The following is a 23714-nucleotide window of genomic DNA, read 5'->3' as shown; positions in this document are numbered from 1 at the left end:
GCGTTATTCTTCATTGTAAAAGCGTGTCGATCGCCGCTAGGATGGAGACTCCTGACTGCCCCTCACGCGTGAACCCGACAGACGTATGGCGTCCATGCGCGGCGTCGCTGCGCTGGACCAACGCGGAAGGGCCGAACCAACCATTCCCTGATACGCAGCGTCGTCGGAGGCGCAGCGAGCGTGTGAGGAGGAGACTCGAACGTGAAAATGACCTTTCGCTGGTATGGCGACACGGACCCCGTGCCGCTCGCTTACATCCGTCAAATTCCCGGCATGGTCGGGGTCGTCTCGGCCATCTATGACGTGCCTGTGGGCGAGGTGTGGCCGATCGACAGGATCCTGTCGCTGAAGGAGAAGATAGAGGCTCACGGCCTGACGCTGGAAGTGATCGAAAGCGTGCCGGTACACGAGGACATCAAGCTTGGAAAACCGACGCGCGACACGCTCATCGCCAACTACGGCCAGACGCTGCGTAACCTCGGCGCCTGCGGTGTGAAGGTAGTCTGCTATAACTTCATGCCGGTTTTCGACTGGACCCGCACCTCGCTGGAAATGCCCCTGCCCGATGGATCGACGACGCTCGCGTTCGACACGCAAGCGATCCGCGAACTCGACGTCAGCCACGGTATCCAGCTGCCCGGGTGGGACGCGAGCTATCGGCCCGAGCAATTGAAAGCCCTGTTGCGCGACTACGAAGCGCTTGACGAAGCCGGTCTCTGGGCCAATCTCGATTACTTCCTGCGCGCGATCATTCCGGTGGCCAAAGAAGCCGGCATCAAGATGGCGATCCACCCCGACGATCCGCCGCGGCCGATTTTCGGGCTGCCGCGCATCGTGAAGAATCGTGCCGACCTGCAGCGCGTGCTGGCTATCGTCGACGATGCCGCTAACGGCCTGACGCTGTGTTCGGGGTCGCTGGGCGCGGATCTGGAGAACGATATTCCGGCACTGGTGCGCGAGTTTGGCGCGCGTGGCCGGATTCATTTTGCACACCTGCGTAACGTGCAAGTCAATGCCGCAGGCGATTTTCATGAAACCTCGCATCGCTCGGCCGACGGCTCGCTCGACATGGCGGAAATCGTCAAGGCCTACTTCGAAACGGGCTTTGAAGGCTATGCCAGGCCCGACCATGGGCGGATGATCTGGGGTGAAACGGGCCGCGCTGGCTATGGGTTGTTCGACCGTGCGTTGGGTGCGGTCTACCTGAACGGCATCTGGGAGGGCCTCGCCAAACATCCGGCCGATCATGCGGCTGAGTAATGCCTGCCTGGCTTCGCTCGCAGCGCGCACTGCTGGCGAAGTCGTCGTTCCCGCCTACGATCGCGCGAGCCTTGCTCCAGGCATCGTCCATCTGGGCCTCGGGGCGTTTCATCGCGCGCACCAGGCCGTGTACACCGAGCACACGTTGCGCGCTGGCGATCACCGCTGGGGCATCGTCGGCGTGTCGTTGCGACGTGCGGACACGTCGGAGGCGCTCGCTCCGCAGGATCATCTGTATGCCGTGGATGTGCGCGACGGCACCGCGGATTCGTTCCAGGTGGTCGGTGCGCTGATCACTTCGCTGGTCGCGCCGCAGTCGCCCGCCGCCGTGCTCGATGCGATGACCGATCCGCGCTGCCATATCGTCAGCTTGACGATCACCGAGAAAGGCTATTGCCGCAATCCGGCCAGTGGCGCATTGCAGTTCGATCATCCCGACATTGCCCATGATCTGCGCGAGGCCGCCGCGCCGCGTAGCGCGATCGGCTTCGTCGTACGCGCGCTGGCGCTGCGCCGCGCGGCCGGGGTGGGCCCGTTTACCGTGCTGTCGTGCGACAACCTGCCGTCCAACGGCGACACGATGCGCGCGTTGACGCTGGCGTTCGCGCGCAAAGCGGACCCTCTGCTGGCCGACTGGATCGAGCTAGAGGGCGCATTTCCCAACACGATGGTGGATCGGATCGTGCCGCTGACCACCGACGCCGATCGCATGCGCGTAGCGAGGCAACTCGGTGCCGACGATGCGTGGCCGGTGATGACCGAGCCGTTTTCGCAATGGGTGATCGAGGACCGCTTCGCGGGACCGCGGCCGGCGTGGGAGCGTGCAGGCGCGACGCTCGTGGGTGACGCGCGTCCCTATGAGCAGGCCAAATTGCGGATGTTGAACGGCGCGCATTCGGTGCTTGCGTACCTCGGGTCGCTGATCGGCTATGACACCGTCGATCAGGCGATCGGCGCGCCGGCGGTGCTGAACTTTGTCGAAAGCATGTTGCGCGACGAGGTGGAGCCGACGCTGTCGCGACCCGCTTTGGCCACCTATCGCGCTGAACTGTTCGCGCGTTTTCGCAACGCCGCGCTCGATCACCGCTTGCAACAGATCGCAACCGACGGCTCGCAGAAACTGCCGCAGCGCTGGCTGGAAAGCGTGCGCGTCAACCTGACAGGTGGCAAGCCGACCGAACGTCTCGCCTTTGCGTTGGCCGGCTGGATGGCGTACCTGAGCGGTCAGGATGAGACAGGCCGCACTTACGCCATCGCGGATCCCCTCGCCGACACTCTGACCGAGGCGGTCCGCTCGACCTTGCAAGCGGATGCCGTTGTCGCGGTAGAAACACTGTTCGAAATCGAGTCGATTTTCGGATGCGATCTACGTGCACAGCCGCGCTTCGTCGCGCAAGTCGCAGGTCATCTGGCGGCGATTCGCGCACAAGGTGTCGTCAAAGCCATCAACGCTTGTACCGCTGCAGGCCATGCACGTAGCGGCAGCGACCGCTGCGTTCTGGCGAGTGGCAGCCCTGAATAACCGGAGGAAAACATGAGCGAGCTGCTCGTCAAACCGTCAAAGCATGCCGAAGACGGCCAGATCATCCATATCACGCCGGCGAGCGCCGGCTGGAAATACGTCGGCTTCGATGTTTTCGACCTGAAAGTTGGCGCTGCGGTCACACAGGAGACGGGCGATCGAGAAGTCGTGGTCGTGCTCGTCAGGGGGCATGCAACAGTCGGTTGCGAAGGGCTCGCGAGCCGCGCGATCGGCGCTCGGATGTCGCCGTTCGATGGCGCGCCGTGGTCCATGTACGTGCCACCGCATACGCGCTACACGATCGTGGCCGCGGACGACGTCGAACTCGGCATCTGCTCCGCGCCCGCGAAGGGCGGTCTGCCGCCGCGCTTCATTGCACCTGACGAGGTCAAGCAGGAAACCCGCGGCGCTGGCGCCAATCTGCGTCATGTGCGCCACATCCTGCCGGAAACCGAGCCGGCGGAGAGCTTGCTGGTGGTGGAATCGGTGACGCCCGCGGGCAACTGGTCGAGCTACCCGCCGCATCGGCACGATACCGACGATGGCGAGCAGCAGACCTATCTCGAGGAAACCTATTACCACCGCATCTCGCCGCCGCAGGGCTTCGCGATCCAGCGCGTCTACACCGACGACCGCAGTCTCGACGAAACGCTCGCGGCGTACGACAAGCATGTCGTGCTGGTGCCGCGCGGCTATCACCCGGTTGCCGCCGCGCACGGCTACGACCTCTACTACCTGAATGTGATGGCCGGTCCGCGCCGCACCTGGCACGTACACAACGAGCCGGCTCATGAATGGCTACTACAACCCGGCGCAAGCGTCGCGACGGACGGCGCGCGCTGAGTCCCGTTGCTGCAGGTCAATCGCTGTCGGCGTCGGGGCCTTGGGTGTCGAATCCGGCGGCCTCGCGCAGCGCTTGCAGCATCGCCCGCGCACCCGGTGAGAGCCTGTCGCCGCGCCGTGTGACGATGCCTGCCGGTCCGAGCTTCAGATCGAGTTCGAACGGTAGCGGTTCGAGCGCGCCGGCAATGCAATACGGCCGCACCGGCTCGCGCGCAAGCGGCGCGATCATATCGCTCATCTGCAGCAGACTCGTGATGACAGGCAGCGATGAGCTCTCGACCACATCCGTCGGCAACGCGAGCTGCCGTTCGAGAAAAAGTTGTGTGAACTGATTGCGCATCACGTTGCCTTTCGGCGGCAAGATCCACGTTTGCGGCGCCAGTTCGTTCCAGCTCAGCGTGGTGCGCTTGATGAGCGGGTGGCCAACGCGTGCGAACAGCGCGTGCTGTGCTTCTGCGAGCGGGGCGTAGTGCAGTTCCGCCAGATCGTCCGGATTGCGGATTCGCGCGACGATCATATCCAGCTTGCCTTCCTGCAGACGCTGCACCAGCACCTCGCTGAACTCCATCTCGATGTTGACGCGAATCTGCGGAAAGCGCTTCTTGAGCAGCGCCACGGCTTGCGGCACGAGGTTGGTGGCCGCCGTGACCTCGGTGCCGATCATCGCCTGCCCGGTCAGGCCGGCTTTGAGCGCGGACACTTCGTCGTACGCATGCCGCAATTCTGCCAGCACGCTGCGTGCATGGCGGATCAGCACCTCGCCGTACCAGGTGGGCTCGACACCGCGCGGATGCCGTTCGAACAATTGCACACCCATTGTCTCTTCCAGTTCCCGCAGCAACTTGGTCGCTCCGGGCTGCGTCATGTGCGCGGCGTCCGCCGCGCGCAATACCGAGCGATGGATGTCGAGCTGAACGATCAGGGCCAATTGGCGCGTCTTCAGACGCGTGGGGTCGAAGTGGCCCGTCGCGATGGCCCCCGCGCTGTTGTCAGGATGAATGGCCGAGGTCACGATGTCGTCTCCATGTATTCCGTATCGATATAGATTTTGAGTTATTTTTCATTATAAAAGCATATCGATCGATTCTACTATGCAGAAGACGTCCTGCATTCCACGGCGGGGCGGATTCTCATCATGGGCATCGAGACCGGCTGCATCCGCCATCCGCGCATGCAGCCGCACAGGAGACGAAGAAGCAATGAACACCCGTACCGCAGACATCCCGCCGGAAGGCATCACTACCGACGAGTTCCTCGGCCGCGTCGCCAAGGTCCGCAGCGCACTCGATAACGCGGGCCTGGTCGGCCTGCTTGCCTTCGGCGATTGCTGGCGTGGCGCGAACATCGGCTACTTTACCGACTTCCGTCCGCTCGACGGCGTATCGGACATCGCCAACGCGATCCTGCTGCTGCCCGTGGACGGCGACCCCGTGCTGTTCGTGTCGGATCAATGCTTCGATTACGCGACGAGCGTGACCGCCTTCGAGGTGCGCAGCCTGCGAGAAGTCACGCAACAGGTGCAGGCGTTTTCGGCGCGGCATCGCAGCGGCACGGTCGGTCTTGCCGGCGCCGCCTATATCCCCGCGGACCTGTTGCAGCGCCTGAACGCCGGTCTCGGCGAACTGAAGCTCGAACCCACGATGGTGTTGGCCGAAATCAAGGCGATCAAGAGCGACGCCGAAGTGGCGCTGATGCGCAAAGCGGCCGCCTTGACCGATTCGGCGATGGCCGCGATTCGCGACGCGCTCGCCGACCGCCGTCCCTACACCGAGCGTGAACTCGCTCTAATCGCTGACCGCGCGATGCTCGCGGGAGGAGCGGACCGGACCGCGTTCGATTCGATGGTGCAATCCGGTCCGCGCTCGGCGTATAACCTGGCGCGCCCCACCGACCGCATCCTGCAACCAGGCGACCTGATCATGACCGACATCGGTGCGCGTTATCGTGGGTACGTAGCCGATGGCGGACGCGGTTTCACCTACGGTCCGGCGAATCCCGAGAAGATGGCGATCGTCGCGGCAGCGGCGCGCGCGGTCGAAGCGGGGCTTGCCGCCGCGCGTCCTGGCATGGCGGCCCTGGAACTGAACGCGGTGATCCAGCAGGCGCTGGTGAAATCGAACTACGAGCAATACTCGAGCGAAGCGCGCGGCCATGGCACCGGTCACGGCACCGGTATGGACCCGGAAGAAGAAGCGCCGTGGATCGGGCCGGGCAACAAGACCGTGCTGCAGGAAAACATGGTCTTTACCTTGAAGGCGACGATCACAGTGCCGAACGTCGGCGGTTTGCGCACGGAACGTATCGTGCGGTTGACCTCGGGCGGCGTCGAAACGCTCGATCAGTTCCCGATGGAACTGCACTGGTGAGTGCAGCGAATTTATCGTAACGTGCCGGCGAATCCGCGCCGCCGACACGCAGCAGTTCAAAACATAGATTCCCAGAGAAGGGAGGAGACATGAATACATCGCCCGTTTCATCCGGCAACGCGCCGGTTATCAGCCGTTCGGCCGTCAACCGTGTGCTGGTCGCCTCGGTGGTCGGGACCGCCATCGAGTGGTACGACTTTTTTCTCTATGCCACCGCTTCGGCGCTGGTCTTCGCCAAGCTGTTCTTCCCCTCGTTCGATCCGGTGGTCGGCACCATTGCGGCGTTCGGCAGTTTTGCGGTCGGCTATCTCGCACGGCCTTTCGGCGCCGTGTTTTTCGGGCACTTCGGCGATCGCATCGGACGTAAGGCGACGCTCGTCGCGACGCTGACGATCATGGGCGTCGGCACCTTCGTGATCGGCCTGTTGCCGACTTACGCCTCGATCGGCGTCTGGGCGCCGATCCTGCTGGTCGCGATGCGCTTCCTGCAAGGGCTCGGCGTCGGCGGCGAATGGGGCGGCGCGGTGCTGATGGTGGTCGAAACGGCGCCGGCCAGGAAGCGTGGCTTCTTCGGCGCGTTCCCGCAATTGGGCGTGCCGCTCGGACTGATGCTCTCGACCGCGGTGTTCAAAGCCGTGTCGAGTATGCCGTCAGACGCGTTCTATTCATGGGGATGGCGCCTGCCGTTCCTGCTGAGCGTCGCGCTGATCGCGATCGGCCTGTTCATCCGCCTGCGCGTCATGGAGTCGCCGGTATTCGAACAGATCAAGGCGAGCAAGCAGGTCGTGAAGGCGCCGCTGATCGAATTGCTGCGCCGGCATCCGAAAGACCTCGTGCTGACGATCGGCACGCGCTTCGCGGTCGACATCACCTTCAACGTGATCAACGTGTTCGTGCTGGTTTACGGAACGACGCGGCTCGGCTTGTCGCGTGGGCTACTGCTGAACGCCATCATTGTAGGCTGCGCGTTTGCGCTGATCACGTTGCCGCTGTTCGGCAAACTGTCGGACGTGATCGGACGCCGGACCGTCTTCATGCTCGGCGCGGTGTTCGTGGCGATCTATGGATTCGCGTTCTTTCCGTTGCTTGAGACACGCAATCCGACCTTGATTTTCGTGGCGTACGTCTGCGGTATCGCGTTGAGCCAGGCGTCGGTGTACGGCGTGCAATCGACGTGGTTTGCGGAACTGTTCGGTACGCGGGTGCGCTATACGGGTGCTTCGCTGCCGTATCAGATCGCCGGCATCATCACGTCAGGACCGACGCCATTGATCGCCACCTATCTGTTCGCGACGTATGGCCAGACGCTGCCCATTTCGATCTATATCGCGGCGACAGGGTTGCTGAGCCTGGTGTGCGCGTTTTTCCTCGCTGAGACTTTCAAGCGGGATCTGTCCGCAGAGCCGGAAGATGAAGCGGCCACAGCGCAGGGCGCGCGTGCGTCCGCTCGCTCGCCGCATCCTCTGCCGCGCTGAGCGAAAATCGATCCGGCTGCTATGCCGTCTATGCGGTCTTTCGCAAATGCGCGACGGCCTCGTAAGCGCCGTCACAACGGTGCGTCACGCAAGCGATACCATCGCTACGGCGGCCCAGCAGATCGCCTCAGGCAACCTGAATCTGTCCGCACGTTTGGCGCTCTCACCGGCGCAGCATGAATTCCGCAAAGGCCTCCGAGCCAAGCGGGCGGCTGACTAGATAACCCTGAATGGAATCGCATCCGGCGTCGTTCAGTGCTTCGGCCTGGCTTTGGCACTCGACGCTTTCCGCGATAGTCTTCATGCCGGGCGAACGAGCGAGACCGACAATGCCCCGGATGACCGCCGACGCCTTCTCTGAATCGACCAGCTCTCGAACAAACGACTTATTGATCTTCAGTGTGTCGATGGGCAGTCGGACAAGATAAGGGACTCCGGTCATGCGCGGCCAGAAGCAACCACCGCAATTGCACCGACGCACGTTTCCGGCGGCACGGCTCGCGCTGCATTGGCTACCGTCCCACCGTTTCCATCTGCTCCGGCACGCCCGCATTCAAGCAGATGTGTTTCAGTTCGGTGAAGTCCGCCAGTGCATCGTACCCGTGCAGACGGCCGAGACCACTCTGCCGATACCCACCGGTTTCCGCTTCGGCGAATAGCCGGTTGTGGTCGTTGATCCACACGGTCCCGTTGCGCAGTGCCCGGGCGATCCGATAGGCGCGCGCGACGTCGTGGGTCCACACGCTCGCGGAGAGACCGAACACCGTATCGTTGGCCTTGCTGAGCGCCTCGGCCTCGTCCTCGAAGGTCTCTAGCGTGACGAACGGCCCGAAGATCTCCTCCTGACAGAAAAACGCTTTCGGATCGCCATGCTCGACCAGCGTTGGCGCCAGGAACGCGTTGCCGTGGCTCGCACCGCGTAGCAGCACACGGTCCGCGCTTTCACACGCCCGCTCGATCGTCGCATTGACCGCATCGCGCGTGCGGTGGTCAATCAGCGCGCCGATATCGGTCGCCGCGTCGCTTCCCGGACCGACTTTAAGCGCGGCGAGCGCGGCTGTCAGTTGCTCGCGCATCTGCTGCGCTTTCGAGGCATGCACGAGCACGCGGCGCGCGGCCGTGCATTGCTGGCCGGAGATGATCGTGGCGGCGCGCGCGAGACGCGGTGCGATCGCGGCGACATCGGCATCATTGAACACCACGCAGCATGATTTGCCGCCCAGTTCGAGCGAAAGCTTTTTCATGCTGTCGGCGGCCGCGGCCATGATCCGCTTACCGGTGGCCGTCGACCCCGTGAAGCTCACTACGTCGACATCATGCGATTCGACGAGCCGCTCGCCAGCCGCATGCCCGGTCTCGTTCACCACATTGACCGCGCCCTTCGGCAGCGCGGTGCCGTCGAAGCAGTGCATCATCGCCGCGTTCAGCAGGCTGGTCTGCGCCGCCGGTTTGACGACGCTCGTGCAGCCGGCCGCCAGGGCCGGTGCGAGCGAGCGCACCAGCAGCACAGCGGGCGCATTCCACGGCACGATGATCGCGGCGACGCCGGCAGCTTCGCGCAGCATCGTGGAGATCGTGCCCGGTTCCGGCTCCAGTACGTGGCCGGGCAAATGGCGCGCAAGTCCGGCGTAATAGCGGACCTCCGAGATCGCCGCGGCGACTTCGCCGCGCGCCTGCGCGATCGCTTTGCCGTTCTCGCGCGCCATCAGCGTCGCCAGTTCTTCCCGCTTTGCATCCAGCGCCGTGGCCCAGTCGAGCAGCACGTTCTGCCGCAGCCGCGCGTCCTGTGCCCACGTGGTGCGATCGAACACAGCGCGCGCGGCGGCAATCGCCGCGTCCGCCTCTGCCGCGCCGCCGTCGGCATACAGTCCGATCGGCTCGCCGGTGGCCGGGTCGATCGCGGGCTGCGTCGGCGTGCCGGTCCAGGTGCCGGCGATCCAGTGTTGTGCGTTCATCAAATTTTCCTGATCGGGGTAGGGGTGTCCTTCGTCGCATCCAACGGCGCGGCGTTCAGCACCTTGCGCAGTTCGTCGGCGATGATCGAGATCAGCGCCTCCGCGGCGGCGCTTAGCGGCCGGCGCGGATGCGTGATGCAGATGATGTGGCGCACGATGCGTGGCGCCAGAATCGGATACGCGCGCAACGTGCCCGCTCGGACTGCGCGCTCGACCACGATACGCGGCAGGATGGTCGCGAAGCGCGTATTGCCGACCAGTTGCACGATGGTGCTGAGCACATCGATTTCGAAGCGCGGCGTCAGGAGCACGTCCTCGTGCTGCGCGGCGGTATCGAGCACGCCGCGCAGGCCGTGCCGCTTGGTCGGCAGCACCAGTTCGAGTTCGGGCAGCTTGGCCAGCTCGATCGCGTGCGGCAGCTCTGGGCCGTGTGCCGCACTGGTGGCGAGCACCATTTCTTCGTCAAGGATCGCTTGCGAATCGAGCGAGAGCTTGCCGCGCGGTTTGTTGATGAGCGCCGCATCGAGCTGGCCGCCGGCGACCCAGTCGATGAAGGTCGCGCTGTAGCCGTCGGAGACGGTGACTTCGACGTACGGATATTTCTCGTGATAGCGCGACAGTGAATCGGCCAGCACGCTTTCGCTGATCGACGCGATCAACCCGATCGACACACGCCCGGTGATGATCTCGTCGCGCTGGATCAGCTGCTGCCGCGCGTGCGCGAGGTCGCGCATGATCGGCAGGAAGAGCCGGTACATGAGCCGCCCGGCGGCGGTCGGCGTCATCCCGTGCGAGCCCCGCTCGAACAGTTGCTGATGCAGCTCTTCCTCGAGCTTCGCGATCTGCATGCTGAGCGCCGGTTGCACGATATTCAGACGCTTGGCCGCGCGAGTGACCGAGCCGTCTTCGAACAGCGCGATGAAATATTGAATCTGCTTCAGGTCCATGGGTGTTGATCAGGCTTCCGTATTTTCATTATTTTTGATGGTGACTGTCGCCGTTATCAATTCCCGTGCAGTGATAGTGCACTATTTCGTATGCACCAGCCTTGTCGATCGGTCACCAAAAGGCCCGTCGCAGCAGGGATAAAGGCGGTCGCTGTTATTAATACTCAGGACGCTGCTCCACGTCATCAGGGGTAACACTGATATCAGAATAAGTGATGTTGTAGATCAAAAAACACTATTAGAAGTTATACGCCATTCTCGCTACGCTCCATCCAAATCCACTGTGCGCTCGCTACACAAAACAACGGGCGGACATTGACACGACACATGGAGACCCAGATGAGCTCTCGCTGCACCGCTTCCCTCGATACGACGGTTTCTCCGAGTGCCGGAGGGCGTCCCGCCCGCTCGCTGCGAAGCTGGCTCGAGCACCTGTCGGCGAGCGGGCGGGTGGCCACCATCGAAAAGCCCGTCGCGCTCGAGCACGAACTCGCAGCGATCGCGAAGAAGCTCGACGGTTCGCGCGCCGTAGTTTTCGTGCAGCCTGGCGGCCATGCGATTCCGGTGGTCAGCGGTTTCATGTCGAGGCGCGCGTGGATTGCCGAAGCGATGGGCGTGAGCGAGGACCAGCTGCTGCAACGCTTTCGCGAAGCCGCCGAGCATCCGCTCGCGTGGCAGGAGGTCCCGGCGGATACCGCGCTGTGCCAGCAGGTCGTCCATGCGCAAGGGATCGATCTACACAAGCTGCTGCCCATTCCGACACATAGCGAACACGATAGTGGCCCGTACATCACCGCCGGTCTCGTGATCGCGCGCAATCCACGCACCGGCATTCAGAACGTATCGATCAACCGGATCCAGGTGCATGGACCGGACCGCATGGCGATCCTCCTGCTGCCGCGCCATCTGTACGCATTTCACCGAACCGCGGAAGCCGCGGGAGAGCCGCTCGAGCTCGCTGTGGTGATTGGCGTGGACCCGCTGACGATGCTCGCTTCACAGGCGATTACGCCGATCGATCACGACGAGCTGGAGATCGCAGGCGCGCTGCATGGCGAGCCGCTGCCGGTCGTGAAGTGCGTGAGCAATGGTGTGAAGGTGCCGGCCTTCGCGGAGATCGTGATCGAAGGGCGCATCCTGCCGAACGTGCGCGAGCAGGAAGGCCCGTTCGGCGAGTTTCCAAAGTATTACAGCGCGCGAGAGGCGCGGGAGGTGATCGAGGTCACGGCGCTCACGCATCGCGCGAAGCCGATTTATCACACGATTGTGCCGGCCGAAATGGAACATCTGCTGCTCGGCGCGATTCCGCGCGAGGCGACGTTGCTCGCGCATCTACAACGCAGCCATCCGGGTGTGAAGGACGTGCATCTTTCGGTGGGCGGCGTTTGCCGTTATCACCTGTGGATCCAGTTCGAGAAGAAGCGCGAAGGCGAAGCAAAAAACGTGATCCTGTGTGCGTTCGGCGCCCACTACGACATCAAACAGGTGGTGGTGGTGGATACCGATGTGGACGTGCACGACCCCGCCGAAATCGAATGGGCCATCGCCACGCGCTTCCAGGCCGATCGTGATCTGGTCGTGATCGAAGGCGCGCAGGGCTCACCGCTCGATCCGTCGACCACCGTGGGCCAGCCGGATGACGCCCCGCCGCATCTGCAGGGCATCAGCGCGAAGATGGGGCTCGACGCCACGCGGCCGGTGGTTTATGCGGCGCATGTGTTCACGCGCGTGCGCATTCCGGGGCAGGACTCGGTGGATCTGGAAGCGCTTGTCGCCGGCGACAACGCCGCGTTCGATACCTACCTGGGTGACGTTCATGCCTGACAACAAGCGTGAGCGGATTGTCGTGGGCATTTCGGGCGCGAGCGGCGCATTGATCGGTGTGCGCCTGCTTGCCGCGCTGCGCCGCCTCGGCACGCATGAGACGCATCTGATCGTGTCGGCCTCCGGCGCGGTGACGGCGGCTCAGGAACTGGGCATGGCGCGCGGCGATCTGGAGAGCCTCGCCGATGTGGTCTACAACGTGCGCGATATCGGCGCGGCAGTAGCGAGCGGTTCGTTCATCACCGCGGGCATGGTTATCGCGCCGTGCTCGATGAAAACGCTCGCGGGCGTGGCCAATGGCTTCGCCGACAACCTGCTCACGCGGGCCGCCGACGTCATGCTCAAGGAGCGTCGCCGACTGGTGCTGGTCGCACGGGAAACACCGCTCAATCTCGCGCACTTGCGCAACATGACGCTCGCCACCGAGATGGGCGCGATCGTGATGCCGCCGGTGCCCGCGTTCTACGCCCATCCGAAGACCATCGAGGACGTGGTCGATCACACGGTCGGCCGGATTCTGGATCTGTTCGGCATCGAGCACCGCGAGATCGCCCAGCGCTGGAGCGGACTCGCCGATGAATTCGCGGGCCGCCGCGAGGGAACTGACGAATGAACCAGCGCGACATGACCCATTCAGCCAATGCTGCGACGCTAGACGTTGAACCAACCCATGACGAAGGCGTAAAGCGTCCACAGCCCTATCTTGGCCGGCCGATGGAGCGTCTCGAAGATCCCGCGATCCTGACCGGCCGTGGCCGTTATGGCGACGATCTCGGTACCAAACCCGGCACCCTGCATGCAGCGATTCTGCGCTCACCGCATGCACATGCAGAACTCGTTGCCATTCATACCGACGCCGCGTCGAAACTGCCCGGCGTGCGCGCGATCCTGACGCGCGACGACCTGCGTGCGTGGTCGCGGCCCTTCGTGGTGGGTGTGAAATCGCCGATGGAGCAGTGGGCGCTCGCGATGGACCGCGTGCGCTATGTCGGCGAACCTGTCGCGGTGGTGCTGGCGGAATCGCGGGCCATCGCCGAAGACGGGCTCGATCTTCTCAAGGTCGAATATTCCACGCTCGATCCGGTCACGACGATCGAACAGGCGGCCAGCGAGGCGTCAACGGTGCTGCATGAAAAGGTCGGCACCAATGTGATCAGCGACCGCCGCTTCCGCTATGGCGATCCCGAAGCCGCGTTCGAGAAAGCGCCACATCGCGTGAAACTGGTCGCGCATTATCCGCGCAATACCTGTGCGCCGATCGAATGCGGCGTGGTGATCGCCGAATATCTGGCGGGCGACGAAGGCTACGACGTTACGTCGAATTTCATGGGGCCGTTCTCGCTGCACGCGGTGATGGCGATGGCGCTGAACGTGCCGGCCAATCGTCTGCGTCACAAGGCGCCGCGCGATTCAGGCGGCAGCTTCGGCGTGAAGCAGGCGGTGTTTCCCTATGTCGTGCTGATGTGCCTCGCCTCCCGCAAGGCCGGCGCCCCGGTGAAGTGGGTCGAGGACCGGCTCGAACATCTGAGCGCGGCGACCTCCGCGACGGCACGCCTGTCGACGCTCGAGGCGGCTGTCGAAAGCGACGGCCGTATTACCGCGCTCTCATACGATCAACTTGAAGATTGCGGGGGCTATCTGCGCGCGCCGGAACCGGCGACGTTCTACCGGATGCATGGCTGCCTGACAGGCGCGTATGCCATCGACAATCTGCTGGTGCGCAATCGCGTCGTGCTGACCAACAAGACGCCCACGGGTCTCGTGCGCGGCTTCGGCGGCCCGCAGGTTTACTTCGCACTCGAACGGTTGATGCAACGCATCGCGCTTGAGTTGAAGCTGGATGTGCTCGACGTGTATCGCCGCAATTTCGTCGCCGCCGATGCCTTCCCGTATCGCGCCGCAGCGGGCGCCTTGCTCGACTCGGGCAACTATCAGGAGGCGCTGCGCCGTGCGCTGGCCGAAGGCGGCTATGACGAATTGCGTGCGCGCCGCGAGGCGGCGCGCAAGGATGGGCGGCTGTACGGCATCGGCTTCGCGGCGATCGTCGAGCCGTCGGTGTCGAACATGGGCTATATCACGACGGTGATGCCTGCCGAAGCGCGCAGGAAGGCCGGCCCGAAGAGCGGAGCGATCGCGAGCGCCACGGTCAGCGTCGATCTGCTAGGCGGCGTGGTGGTGACGATCGCGTCGACGCCCGCGGGCCAGGGGCATATGACGGTGTGCGCGCAGGTGGTCGCGGATGTGCTCGGCGTCTCGCCTCAAGACATCGTCGTCAATGTCGAGTTCGATACGCATAAGGACGCGTGGTCGGTGGCGGCGGGCAATTACTCGAGCCGCTTTGCCGGCGCGGTGGCGGGCACGGTGCATCTGGCGGCCGTGCGCGTACGCGACAAGGTCGCGCGCATCGTGTCGAAGCAGTTGGGTTGCGCGCCGGAAGATGTGCGTTTCGAAGGCGGCCGCATTTATGCCAGGGGAGCAGAGGATCGCGCGCAGCCGTTCGGCCGCGTCGCCGCCAATGCGCCGCATTGGGCGCCCGCGCTCTTGCCCGAAGGCGAGGAGCCCGGCCTGCGTGAGACCGTGTTCTGGAATCCGCCGAACATGGCGGCGCCGGACGAGAACGATCGCATCAACACGTCGGCGGCTTACGGGTTTGCCTTCGACATGTGCGGAGTGGAAGTGGACCGCGCCACGGGTCGCGTGCGGATCGACCGATATGTCACCGCGCACGACGCCGGCACGCTGCTGAACCCCGCGCTCGCCGATGGCCAGATTCGCGGCGCGTTCGCGCAAGGTCTCGGCGCAGCGTTGATGGAGGAATTCCGCTACGGCGCGGATGGCAGCTTCCAGTCGGGCACGCTCGCCGATTATCTGATGCCGACCACCTGCGAAGTGCCCGATCCGGTGATCGTGCATCTGGAAACGCCGAGTCCGTTCACGCCGTTGGGCGCGAAAGGACTCGGCGAGGGCAACAACATGAGCACACCGCCGTGCATCGCGAATGCGGTGGCGGACGCACTCGGCGTCGACGATATCCGTTTGCCGTTGACGCCTTCGAAGGTCATGGCGCTCATCGGTATCGACGACCCCGCGCCGTCGCGTCCCGAGTTGTGTGACAGGCCACCGGCGAAACCGGCGATGCCCGGCGGCGGAAAGGCGCTGACCGCGCAAGGCAGCGTCGATTTGCCGGCGTCGCCGGAAGCCATTTTCGCCGTGCTGCTCGATCCGGACGCGCTCGCCAGAGTGATACCGGGTTGCCACGCGCTCGAAGCCGAAGGCACGAACCAGTATCGCGCCGACGTGACGGTCGGCGTGGGCATGATCAAGGCGCGCTTCGAAGCGAAGATCGGCTTGTCGGAAATCGACGCGCCACATCGGCTGCGTTTGGCCGGCGCGGGCATGTCGTCGCTCGGCAGCGCGCGCGGCAGCGGCCTCGTCGAGTTGACGCCGATCGAAAGCGGCACGCGTCTTTCCTATGACTACGAAGCCCAGGTGTCGGGCAAGGTCGCGGCCGTCGGCGGACGCATGCTCGAAGGGGCGGCCAAGGTCGTGTTGCGGCAACTGTTCGAATCGCTTGGACGCCAGGCCGCAGGCAAACCGGTGAAAACCGGAGGCGGGTGGCTATCGCGCTTGCTCGCACGTTTCAGGAGACAGGTATGAAACCCGCGCCGTTCGATTATCTGCGCGCGATGACCACGCAGGACGCGCTCGACGCACTCGCGCAAAACGGCGAAGACGCCCGCGTGCTGGCCGGGGGGCAGTCGCTGATGGCGGTACTGAACATGCGGCTCGCGCAGCCTCGCATGCTGGTCGACATCTCGCGCACGGACGAACTGAACGCGGTGCGCATCGATAACGAAGCAGGCCGGCTGATTGTGGGCGCGGCTGCCACGCAGGGCAGCGTCGAATGGCGCGCGTCACTGCGCGACGAAGTACCCCTGCTGGCGATGGCGTTCCCGCACATTTCGCACTTTCAGATTCGCAATCGCGGCACCGTGTGCGGCTCGATTGCACACGCCGATCCGAGCGCGGAATTGCCCCTTGTGCTGGCGGCGCTCGGTGGCGACGTGACACTGCGTTCGAAAAAGAAGAAGCGTGTCTTGAAGGCCGAGGAATTTTTCCAGGGGATGTTGATGACCGCGCGTGAACCGGACGAATTGGTCGAAGCGGTGCGCTTCCCGCTGAAGAAGCCCGGCGAACGCTACGGTTTCACCGAATTCTCCGCGCGTCACGGCGATTTCGCGATGGTCGCGTGCGCGGCGGTGGTGACGAGCGACTCGATCCGCCTGGCGGTGGGCGGCGTTGCGGATCGGCCGGTGGTCGAGACATGGCCGCGTTTGCACGGCGAAGAACTACGCAGTGCATTGAACGATTTGAGCTGGAAGCTGGGCGCGCAGGACGACGCGCATATTAGCGCGACCTATCGCCGGCATCTGGTCCGGCAACTCGGATGGCGCGTGATCGAGGAGGCAAAGTAAAGTGAGCAACACGTCTGAAGACAACATCATGCGGCAGGGTGACCGGCAGTGCATCACGCTGACGCTCAATGGCCGCGAACGCAGCGGCTATTGCGAGCCACGCGAACTGCTGTCGGATTTTATCCGTCACGAACTGGGCGCGACCGGCACGCATGTCGGTTGCGAACATGGCGTCTGCGGCGCGTGCACGGTACACATCGACGGCGTGGCAGGGCGTTCTTGCCTGATGCTGGCGGTGCAGGCGCAAGGGCGTCGCATCGATACGGTCGAGGGCCTCGCGCCCGATATGGTGCTCGGCGATCTGCAGCAGGCGTTTCAACGCCACCACGCGTTGCAGTGCGGCTTCTGTACGGCCGGCATTCTGATGTCGTGCGCGGACTATCTGAAGCGCGTGCCCGATCCCACCGAGGCGCAGGTGCGCGACATGCTCTCGGGCCATCTGTGTCGCTGTACGGGTTATACGCCGATCGTCGCAGCGGTGTTGGACGTGGCGGCAGGACGTCAGGCAGGCAAGCAGGCCGGTGAGACTTTGGAGACCGCTCATGCTTGATCTCGGCCGAACCTATCTGCAAAGCGTAGAGCGCAGCCCGAACGCGCTCGCTCTGGTCGATGGCGCCCTGACACTGACCTATGCGCAGTGGCATCGCATCATTGTGAACGTCGCCGAAGGCCTGCGCGAACTGGGTCTCGCGCACGGGGACCGGCTGCTCGTCGTGCTGCAAAACCGCTGGGAAATGGCAACCTTGCACTGGGCCTGCCAGTTCGCCGGCATTGTGATCGTGCCGTTGAACTGGCGCGCCAAGCCTGACGAACTCGACTACTGCGTGACCGACGCCGGCGTGAAGGCGATCGTCTATGAACCGGTCAGTGCCGAAGCGGTCACGCAAAGCACGGCTGCGCAAAATCTGCCGCGCATCGGGCTCGACGACGCGCAAGGCCACACCGCCAGATTCTCAACACTCCTTGTCGAGTGCTCGCATGATGCAAGCATCCAGACCATTCGTGCGAATGCGGACGACTACTCGCTGATTCTCTACACGTCGGGCACGACAGGTAAGGCCAAAGGCGTGCCGCGCCGTCACCGTCATGAGCGGGCTGCCGCGCTCGCCCATGTCGCGCAGAACCTGTACCGGCATGGCGAGCGCACGCTCGGGGTGATGCCGCTGTATCACACGATGGGCGTGCGCTCGCTGCTCTCGATGGCAATGGTTGACGGCGTGTTCGTTTGCGCGCGCCGCTGGAACGCGCGCTTCGCGCTCGATTCAATCGCGCAGTATCAGATCAGCTGCCTCTATCTGGTGCCGACGCTTTATCACGATCTGCTGGCCGATCCGGCTTTCGCCGATATCGACACGACCTCGGTCAAAAAGCTCGGCTTTGCCGGCGCACCGATGAACGACGGTTTGCTCAAGCGGCTCTCGGCTGCTTTCAAACCCGAACTGTTCGTCAATCACTACGGCTCGTCGGAGGTCTACACCTTCAGCATCGACCAGGATGCAACGCAGAAACCGGGCAGCGCAGGGCGTGCTGGCATCAATACGCGCCTGCGTGTCGTGAAGCTCGATGCGCAAACGCCGGAGGACCTGGCGCAGGTTGGCGAAGAAGGCCAGATCATCGCCGACCTGCTCGGCGACGAAGCTTTCGAAGGCTACTGGAACCGCCCCGACGCCAACGCCAGGTCATTGCGCGACGGCTGGTATTTCACCGGCGACACCGGCTTCTTCGACGTCGAAGGCGACCTGTACGTGTCGGGACGCGTCGACGACATGATCATTAGCGGCGGCGAGAACATTTCGCCGGTCGATATCGAATCGGTGCTGTCTCTGCATCCCGCCGTCGACGACGTGGCGGTGGCCGGCGTGAAGGACGAGCGGTGGGGCCAACGGGTCGTCGCCTTCGTCAAACGCCGCGAATACGTCGATGCTGAAACGCTCGATGCGCATTGCCGCACGTCCGATCTCGTCAACTTCAAGCGGCCGCGCGAATACGTCTTCGTTGACGACATTCCGAAATCGCCGGTTGGCAAGATCTTGCGCCGCAAGCTGTCCGCGGGCGAGTACGAACGCGACGAACGTGGTCAGCCTCACGACGGTAACGACGGCAACCACAGCCGCGCCAGCGGCGAATTCATTGCCACACACACGGAAACTACCAAGGAGTAACCCCATGACCGACTTGATCCACCGCGGCCAGAGCCTGCTGCAAGAACTCGACGGCTTTTCGATCGAGATCGACGCCGAGCGCGAGCGGGCCGACATTATCCTGCATCGCCCGCCGTTTAACGTGATTTCGATGCATGCACGCGACCAGTTGCGTGCGGCCTTCGAAGCACTCGACGAAGACGAGCGCGTGCGCGTGATCGTCGTGCGCGCCAAGGGTGAACACTTCTCGAGCGGCGGCGACATCAAGGGCTTTCTCGAGGCGTCGCCGGAACACGTGTCCAAACTCGCCTGGAATATCGCGGCACCCGCGCGCTGCTCGAAGCCGGTGATCGCCGCCAATCGCGGTTTCTGCTTCGGCGTGGGTTTCGAACTGTCGCTCGCGTGCGATTTCCGCATCGCTACCGACACGACCTTCTACGCACTGCCGGAACAGAAGCTCGGCCAGATCCCGGGCTCGGGCGGCTCGGCGCGTTTGCAGCAGATGGTGGGCGTCGGCCGAACCAAGGACGTCGTCATGCGCTCGCGCCGCATTCCGGGCAAGCAGGCCTACGACTGGGGCATCGCGGTGGAGTGCGTGGCCGATGCGCAACTCGAAGCCACGACTGATGCGTTGGTGGATGAACTGCGGGCCTTCTCGCCGCTCGCGCAACGCACCGCCAAGAAGCTGCTGAACGATAGCGAAGATGCGCCGCTCTCGATCGCGATCGAACTGGAAGGGCATTGCTATAGCCGTCTGCGCACGTCCGACGATTTCCGCGAGGGGGTCGAAGCGTTTCATGGCAAACGCAAGCCGGTGTTTCGCGGCAGTTGAACCGAACGCCGCACAACATAGCGGCAACACCCCGTAGCGAATAAAAAACCGCAGGAGACCAGGCATATGGAGCGTTTCGATTACGTGATTGTGGGCGGTGGATCAGCCGGATGCGTGCTTGCGCATCGGTTGTCGGCGGTACCCTCGTTGCGCGTCGCGTTGATCGAGGCGGGCAAGGATACGCCGCCGGGCGCCGTGCCCGCAGAGATTCTCGACAGCTATCCTATGCCGGTTTTCTGTGGCGACACGTACATCTGGCCGGAGCTCAAAGCGAGCGCCACCCGAACGGCCGCACCGCGTGTCTATGAGCAAGGGCGCGTGATGGGTGGCGGATCGAGTATCAACGTGCAATCGGCCAATCGCGGCCTGCCGCGCGACTACGACGGCTGGGCCGCCAATGGCGCAACCGGCTGGGCGTGGCAGGACGTGCTGCCGTATTTCCGCAAGCTCGAACGCGACGTGAATTTCCCGGAAGGCGAATTGCACGGCGGCGATGGGCCGGTGCCTATTCGCCGTGTCCTTCAGGCCGACTGGCCGCCGTTCTGCCATGCGTTTGCCGACGGGATGCGTAAAAACGGCTTCGCCAGCCTGCAGGACCAGAACGGCGAATTCGGTGACGGCTACTTTCCCGGCGCGTTCTCGAATCTCGACGACAAGCGCGTCTCGACCGCCGTCGCCTATCTGGATGCGCAGACGCGCAGGCGCCGCAATCTGCACATTTATCCGGACCTGCGCGTCGAGCGCATTGTGATGGAGGGCATGGTCGCGCGCGGTGTGGTGGCTGTCGCGAGCAACGGTGCCCACGTGCGTTTCGAGGCGAATGATGTAGTGCTCTGTGCAGGCGCCTTGCAATCGCCGGCGCTGCTGATGCGAGCGGGCGTCGGCGCGAGGGAAGATCTGAGCGCGCTCGGCATCGATTGCATGATCGATCTGCCGGGCGTGGGGCGTAATCTTCAGGATCATCCGTCGCTGACCTTCTGCCATTTTCTCGAGCGACGTTATCGCATGCCTTTGTCGCGGCGCCGCGCGAGTATGACAGCCGCGCGTTTCACCTCCGGCGTGGCAGGGTGCGATGCGTCCGATCTGTATCTGTCGAGTGCGACTCGTGCCGCATGGCATGCGCTCGGCAACCGGCTCGGGCTGTTCTTTCTCTGGTGCAATCGCCCGTATTCACGCGGCCGTGTGCGACTCGTTTCACCCGACGCCGCGGTGCCGCCGCGCGTCGATCTGAATCTGCTCGACGATCCACGCGATGTCGCGCGCCTCGCTTTCGGCGTACGAATGCTGGCGAAAATCGTCGAGGCCTCGGGGCTCGGTCACGATCCACGCGACTTTTTCCCCGCGGCGTTTTCACCACGGGTCAAGGCGCTTAGCCGCGTCGGAACCGGCAACGCCGCGCTGACCTCGATGCTTGGGGTGCTGCTCGACACACCTGCGCCGATCCGGCGGGCGTTGATCGAACGGTTTTTCACGCGAGGCCAGAAAATGTCCGCACTGCTTGCCGATGAGCACGCACTTGAGTCGTTCATCCGCGCCAATGTGTTCGGCGTATGGCACGCGAGCGGCACCTGCAAGATGGGCGATGCGAACGACGTCATGGCTGTGACGGACAACGCGGGCCTCGTGCGTGGCGCGCAGGGCTTGCGGGTCGTCGATGCGTCACTGATGCCGCGGCTGCCTTCGGCGAATACGAATATCCCGACCATCATGATGGCCGAAAAGATCGCCGACGCGATGCTCGCGCGAAGGTACACGGGCGCAGCGTCGAACACGACGCCGCCCCCGGTGGTCGATCAATAAGGTTTCTTAACACAACTAAGAGCACGCAATCCAGAACGTGCCTTACAACGGGGGCGATCGAAAGACGGCCCGCTGAAAATCAAGGAGATGACGATGTCCGTAGCAGCGCAGAATGGCGCCGCCTTGCCCGCGGTAGACCAGCGGCAAGTGATGGGTGCAGTAGTGGCCTCGTGCCTCGGTTGGGCACTGGATTTGTTCGATCTGTTCGTCTTGCTGTTCGTCGCACCGGTAGTTGGACGGCTGTTCTTTCCGTCCGAACACGCCATGCTCTCGCTCGCCGCGGTCTATGCATCGTTTGCCGTGACCCTGCTGATGCGCCCGCTCGGCTCGGCATGGTTCGGCTCCTACGCGGACCGGCACGGCCGCAAGGGCGCGATGATCACTGCGGTGGTCGGCGTGGGTCTCTCGACAGCAGCCTTCGGCTTGCTGCCGACGGTCGCGCAAGTCGGCCTGGTCGCGCCGATCCTGTTCCTGATGCTGCGTTTGATACAAGGCGTATTCGTCGGCGGCGTGGTGGCGTCGACGCACACCATCGGCACCGAATCGGTCGCGCCGAAATATCGCGGCGCCGTGTCGGGGCTGATCGGTGGTGGCGGGGCGGGACTCGGCGCATTGCTCGCATCGCTCGCCTATCTGGCGATGTCGGCGATCTTCCCGGGCGACCTGTTCGACGTGTGGGGCTGGCGCTGCATGTTCTTCACCGGCATTGTGAGTTCGATTCTCGGCTTGTTCGTCTTCAGTAGTCTGGAAGAGTCGCCGCTGTGGAAGAAGCTGGCCGCCGAGAAGGCCGCCATGCAGAACACAGCCGCACCGGTCGAGGTCGTCCGCTCGCCGATCCGCACGCTGTTTTCACGTGACTATCGCTCGATTCTGTTCATCAATCTGCTGCTGACGATCGGCGGCGGTAGCGGCTATTACCTCACGTCCGGCTACCTGCCGACCTTCCTCAAGGTGGTGAGTCACGCACCGAACGGCGCCGCGGCCGCGATTCTGATGATCTCCAGCGTCGCGGTGGTCGTCGCGTCCACCGCGGCGGGACATCTGAGCACCTTCATCGGACGCAAAAGCGCGTTCGTCTGGATCGGCCTGATTCGTCTGTTCGCGCTGCCTGCGCTATTCCTGCTGCTGCCCACAGCGCAAAGCATCACGACAATCGGCGTCTACGCGGTGATTCTGAGCGCGCTCGGCAGCGCCGGCTACGCGCCGATTCTGATCTTCCTGAACGAACGCTTTCCGACCGCGATTCGCGCCACGGGCACGGGGCTGTCATGGAACATCGGCTTCGCGATCGGCGGGATGATGCCGACCGCCGTCTCGCTGGTGGCAAAAGACGCCAGCCAGTTGCCGATGACCCTCGCGATCTTTGCCGGGGCGATCAGCGTAATTTTCCTGGTGGGGGCGTTCATCGTGCCGGAGACCCTCGGCAAGCTCGATAACGGCACCGCCCGCGAGGCCGCCTAATGCATTCCAGCGGGCGCAAAAGCGCGCCCGCATTGCTCAGATACAGGAGACATCAATGAAATACGACGAGGACGTTCGCGCACGCTCATACCAGTTTCGCGACGATTATGTTGCGGCCACGCCGCCCTGGTATCGCGGTGAACTGCACCTTGGCTTCACACTGCTCTTCACGGGTGCAGTGATCGGGTACTGTTTCACGCAGCTTCATGCGCCCACGCTTGCCGAATGGATGGCGGTCATTCCGCTCTTTCTGTTCGGCAACTGGGCAGAGTGGGCCGCGCATCGCTACGTGCTGCATCGCCCGACGAAGTACTTCAGCATGATCTACAAGCGGCACTGCGCGGTCCATCACAGGTTCTTCACGCACGTCACGCTCGAATACAAGGGCCAGCGGCACTGGCGCGCCCTGTTGTTTCCGCCGTTTGCGCCGGTCGCGTTTGTGCTGGCCGCAGTGCCGTTCGCGCTCGTCATGGGTTATGTGTTTTCGCGCAATGCGGGGTATATCGCGCTGTTCACGATGGCGGCGTACTACCTGATGTACGAGGGTCTGCACACACTGTCGCACGTCACCGACTGCCCGTTGCTCGACCGCGTTCCGTTCGTCAATACCGTGCGGCGCTTGCACGTCACGCACCACGATCCCGAACTGATGGCGACGCAAAACTTCAACCTGACGTTTCCCATCTGCGACACGCTGTTCGGCACGCGCAGGGATGCGCCGCGCACCGCACGCGAGCCGCTGGCGCGTCGTCCATAAGGAGCTTCAGTGGCCTTTTCGCAATAAGGGACCTGCTATGCTGAAGCCCCGGGAAC

19 protein-coding genes are annotated in these 23714 nt (G+C 63.7%); 15 read left to right on the top strand and 4 right to left on the bottom strand.

What is annotated here, in order from left to right; genetic code table 11:
- Positions 1 to 207: 207 nt before the first annotated feature.
- Genes uxuA through iolB form a run of 3 tightly spaced genes read left to right on the top strand, consistent with a single transcriptional unit; the run spans position 208 to position 3625 of the window.
- Positions 208 to 1260, top strand: a complete 1053-nt coding sequence (uxuA, locus tag HHL24_RS14365) for a mannonate dehydratase (RefSeq protein WP_169486135.1) — start codon at positions 208 to 210, stop codon at positions 1258 to 1260.
- Positions 1247 to 2782 carry a mannitol dehydrogenase family protein gene (locus HHL24_RS14360; RefSeq protein WP_169486110.1) on the top strand — a complete coding sequence of 512 codons (1536 nt, stop codon included), beginning with the start codon at positions 1247 to 1249 and terminating at the stop codon, positions 2780 to 2782. Before uxuA ends, HHL24_RS14360 begins: the two co-directional genes overlap by 14 nt.
- 12 nt (positions 2783 to 2794) lie before the next feature.
- Entirely contained in the window at positions 2795 to 3625 is an 831-nt protein-coding gene (gene iolB, locus HHL24_RS14355; protein ID WP_169486109.1) for a 5-deoxy-glucuronate isomerase, read from the top strand.
- Positions 3626 to 3641: 16 nt separating this feature from the next.
- Here the strand turns inward: iolB and HHL24_RS14350 are convergent, their stop codons facing one another.
- On the bottom strand, positions 3642 to 4637 hold the full coding sequence (locus tag HHL24_RS14350) for a LysR substrate-binding domain-containing protein (RefSeq protein WP_169486108.1): 996 nt from the start codon (positions 4635 to 4637) through the stop codon (positions 3642 to 3644).
- 187 nt (positions 4638 to 4824) lie between these two features.
- Between HHL24_RS14350 and HHL24_RS14345 the strand changes: the two genes are divergently transcribed.
- Together HHL24_RS14345 and HHL24_RS14340 are read left to right on the top strand one after the other, a co-directional pair.
- The gene (locus HHL24_RS14345) at positions 4825 to 5991 is read left to right on the top strand and encodes a M24 family metallopeptidase (protein ID WP_169486107.1); all 1167 of its coding nucleotides are present in this window, start codon (positions 4825 to 4827) and stop codon (positions 5989 to 5991) included.
- Between the two features lie 89 nt (positions 5992 to 6080).
- Positions 6081 to 7466, top strand: coding sequence for an MFS transporter (locus HHL24_RS14340; RefSeq protein ID WP_169486106.1), 1386 nt, complete (start codon positions 6081 to 6083; stop codon positions 7464 to 7466).
- Positions 7467 to 7629: 163 nt separating this feature from the next.
- On the opposite strand, the gene HHL24_RS14335 is transcribed toward HHL24_RS14340, so the two are convergent.
- The 3 genes from HHL24_RS14335 to HHL24_RS14325 all read right to left on the bottom strand — a co-directional run bounded on the left by HHL24_RS14335 (position 7630) and on the right by HHL24_RS14325 (position 10368).
- Entirely contained in the window at positions 7630 to 7908 is a 279-nt protein-coding gene (locus HHL24_RS14335; protein WP_230417458.1) for an EAL domain-containing protein, read from the bottom strand.
- Between the two features lie 70 nt (positions 7909 to 7978).
- Entirely contained in the window at positions 7979 to 9421 is a 1443-nt protein-coding gene (locus HHL24_RS14330) for an aldehyde dehydrogenase family protein (protein ID WP_169486105.1), read from the bottom strand.
- Positions 9421 to 10368, bottom strand: coding sequence for a LysR family transcriptional regulator (locus HHL24_RS14325; RefSeq protein ID WP_169486104.1), 948 nt, complete (start codon positions 10366 to 10368; stop codon positions 9421 to 9423). The genes HHL24_RS14330 and HHL24_RS14325 overlap by 1 nt, the downstream gene beginning before the upstream one ends.
- A 339-nt stretch (positions 10369 to 10707) precedes the next feature.
- On the opposite strand from HHL24_RS14325, the gene HHL24_RS14320 reads away from it, so the two are divergent.
- The 10 genes from HHL24_RS14320 (at position 10708) to HHL24_RS14275 (ending at position 23658) form a co-directional block, all read left to right on the top strand.
- Positions 10708 to 12192, top strand: coding sequence for a UbiD family decarboxylase (locus tag HHL24_RS14320; protein ID WP_169486103.1), 1485 nt, complete (start codon positions 10708 to 10710; stop codon positions 12190 to 12192).
- The gene (locus tag HHL24_RS14315) at positions 12185 to 12805 is read left to right on the top strand and encodes a UbiX family flavin prenyltransferase (RefSeq protein ID WP_169486102.1); all 621 of its coding nucleotides are present in this window, start codon (positions 12185 to 12187) and stop codon (positions 12803 to 12805) included. The genes HHL24_RS14320 and HHL24_RS14315 overlap by 8 nt, the downstream gene beginning before the upstream one ends.
- Entirely contained in the window at positions 12802 to 15849 is a 3048-nt protein-coding gene (locus tag HHL24_RS14310) for a xanthine dehydrogenase family protein molybdopterin-binding subunit (protein ID WP_169486101.1), read from the top strand. Before HHL24_RS14315 ends, HHL24_RS14310 begins: the two co-directional genes overlap by 4 nt.
- A complete protein-coding gene (locus HHL24_RS14305) occupies positions 15846 to 16667 on the top strand; it encodes an FAD binding domain-containing protein (protein ID WP_169486100.1) in 822 nt (273 codons plus the stop codon). The genes HHL24_RS14310 and HHL24_RS14305 overlap by 4 nt, the downstream gene beginning before the upstream one ends.
- A 28-nt stretch (positions 16668 to 16695) precedes the next feature.
- Positions 16696 to 17217, top strand: coding sequence for a (2Fe-2S)-binding protein (locus HHL24_RS14300; RefSeq protein WP_169486134.1), 522 nt, complete (start codon positions 16696 to 16698; stop codon positions 17215 to 17217).
- Complete coding sequence (locus HHL24_RS14295) at positions 17210 to 18829, top strand: AMP-binding protein (protein WP_169486099.1); 1620 nt, start codon at positions 17210 to 17212, stop codon at positions 18827 to 18829. Before HHL24_RS14300 ends, HHL24_RS14295 begins: the two co-directional genes overlap by 8 nt.
- A 4-nt stretch (positions 18830 to 18833) precedes the next feature.
- Positions 18834 to 19640, top strand: coding sequence for an enoyl-CoA hydratase/isomerase family protein (locus tag HHL24_RS14290; protein ID WP_169486098.1), 807 nt, complete (start codon positions 18834 to 18836; stop codon positions 19638 to 19640).
- 66 nt (positions 19641 to 19706) lie between these two features.
- Positions 19707 to 21440 (top strand): GMC family oxidoreductase, encoded by a 1734-nt coding sequence (locus HHL24_RS14285; RefSeq protein WP_169486097.1) that lies wholly within the window; start codon positions 19707 to 19709, stop codon positions 21438 to 21440.
- A 93-nt stretch (positions 21441 to 21533) separates the two neighbouring features.
- Positions 21534 to 22901 (top strand): MFS transporter, encoded by a 1368-nt coding sequence (locus HHL24_RS14280; protein ID WP_169486096.1) that lies wholly within the window; start codon positions 21534 to 21536, stop codon positions 22899 to 22901.
- A 55-nt stretch (positions 22902 to 22956) separates the two neighbouring features.
- Complete coding sequence (locus HHL24_RS14275) at positions 22957 to 23658, top strand: sterol desaturase family protein (RefSeq protein ID WP_169486095.1); 702 nt, start codon at positions 22957 to 22959, stop codon at positions 23656 to 23658.
- Positions 23659 to 23714 lie beyond the last annotated feature (56 nt).

Origin of the sequence: Paraburkholderia polaris (genome assembly GCF_012927345.1) — a bacterium.
Lineage (GTDB): Bacteria > Pseudomonadota > Gammaproteobacteria > Burkholderiales > Burkholderiaceae > Paraburkholderia > Paraburkholderia polaris.
This window is presented reverse-complemented; position numbering and strand designations above follow the sequence as displayed.

Bases quoted from the DNA above. Each gene is read 5' to 3' on its own strand.
- uxuA (WP_169486135.1), top strand. From the start codon at position 208: ATGACCTTTCGCTGGTATGGCGACACGGACCCCGTGCCGCTCGCTTAC.
- HHL24_RS14360 (WP_169486110.1), top strand. From the start codon at position 1,247: ATGCGGCTGAGTAATGCCTGCCTGGCTTCGCTCGCAGCGCGCACTGCT.
- iolB (WP_169486109.1), top strand. From the start codon at position 2,795: ATGAGCGAGCTGCTCGTCAAACCGTCAAAGCATGCCGAAGACGGCCAG.
- HHL24_RS14345 (WP_169486107.1), top strand. From the start codon at position 4,825: ATGAACACCCGTACCGCAGACATCCCGCCGGAAGGCATCACTACCGAC.
- HHL24_RS14340 (WP_169486106.1), top strand. From the start codon at position 6,081: ATGAATACATCGCCCGTTTCATCCGGCAACGCGCCGGTTATCAGCCGT.
- HHL24_RS14335 (WP_230417458.1), bottom strand. From the start codon at position 7,908: ATGACCGGAGTCCCTTATCTTGTCCGACTGCCCATCGACACACTGAAG.
- HHL24_RS14330 (WP_169486105.1), bottom strand. From the start codon at position 9,421: ATGAACGCACAACACTGGATCGCCGGCACCTGGACCGGCACGCCGACG.
- HHL24_RS14325 (WP_169486104.1), bottom strand. From the start codon at position 10,368: ATGGACCTGAAGCAGATTCAATATTTCATCGCGCTGTTCGAAGACGGC.
- HHL24_RS14320 (WP_169486103.1), top strand. From the start codon at position 10,708: ATGAGCTCTCGCTGCACCGCTTCCCTCGATACGACGGTTTCTCCGAGT.
- HHL24_RS14315 (WP_169486102.1), top strand. From the start codon at position 12,185: ATGCCTGACAACAAGCGTGAGCGGATTGTCGTGGGCATTTCGGGCGCG.
- HHL24_RS14310 (WP_169486101.1), top strand. From the start codon at position 12,802: ATGAACCAGCGCGACATGACCCATTCAGCCAATGCTGCGACGCTAGAC.
- HHL24_RS14305 (WP_169486100.1), top strand. From the start codon at position 15,846: ATGAAACCCGCGCCGTTCGATTATCTGCGCGCGATGACCACGCAGGAC.
- HHL24_RS14300 (WP_169486134.1), top strand. From the start codon at position 16,696: ATGCGGCAGGGTGACCGGCAGTGCATCACGCTGACGCTCAATGGCCGC.
- HHL24_RS14295 (WP_169486099.1), top strand. From the start codon at position 17,210: ATGCTTGATCTCGGCCGAACCTATCTGCAAAGCGTAGAGCGCAGCCCG.
- HHL24_RS14290 (WP_169486098.1), top strand. From the start codon at position 18,834: ATGACCGACTTGATCCACCGCGGCCAGAGCCTGCTGCAAGAACTCGAC.
- HHL24_RS14285 (WP_169486097.1), top strand. From the start codon at position 19,707: ATGGAGCGTTTCGATTACGTGATTGTGGGCGGTGGATCAGCCGGATGC.
- HHL24_RS14280 (WP_169486096.1), top strand. From the start codon at position 21,534: ATGTCCGTAGCAGCGCAGAATGGCGCCGCCTTGCCCGCGGTAGACCAG.
- HHL24_RS14275 (WP_169486095.1), top strand. From the start codon at position 22,957: ATGAAATACGACGAGGACGTTCGCGCACGCTCATACCAGTTTCGCGAC.